Origin of the sequence: Cupriavidus mimosae, from assembly GCF_023952485.1 — a bacterium.
Lineage (GTDB): Bacteria > Pseudomonadota > Gammaproteobacteria > Burkholderiales > Burkholderiaceae > Cupriavidus > Cupriavidus taiwanensis_C.
In genome coordinates, this window is sequence record NZ_JALHRY010000119.1 from 1 (window position 1) to 533 (window position 533).

Here is a 533-nt window from a genome sequence, read left to right on the forward strand (position 1 = left end):
GGCGAGAACTGCGTGCTGCATGGCGACGCCGCCTCCGAGCAGTTCCTGTCCGAGATCGTCGGCGCCGCGGCCTACCCCGACCGCCACATGAGCATGGAGGGCATCTACGAATACGGCTCGCGCGCCGGCGTCTGGCGCATCCTGCGCGAGTTCGAAAAGCGCGGCCTGCCGCTGACCATCTTCGGCGTGTCGATGGCGCTGCAGCGCCATCCTGAGCTGACCCGCGCCTTCGTCGAACTGGGCCACGAGATCGCCTGCCACGGCTGGCGCTGGATCCACTACCAGAACATCGACGAAGACACCGAGCGCGAGCACATGCGCATCGGCATGCAGATCATCAAGGAGCTGACCGGCGCGCTGCCGCTGGGCTGGTACACCGGCCGCGACAGCCCCAACACGCGCCGCCTCGTCGTTGAGCACGGCGGTTTCCTGTACGACTCGGATTACTACGGCGACGACCTGCCGTTCTGGACCGAGGTCGAAGTCAGCGGCGGCGAGAAGAAGCCGCACCTGGTGGTGCCGTACACGCTGGA

1 protein-coding gene is annotated in these 533 nt (G+C 67.0%); it reads left to right on the top strand.

Annotated features, from left to right (window positions below):
• Nucleotides 1-533 (top strand): polysaccharide deacetylase family protein (locus MKD50_RS30605; protein ID WP_252669797.1); only part of this gene is annotated, 533 nt, incomplete at both ends.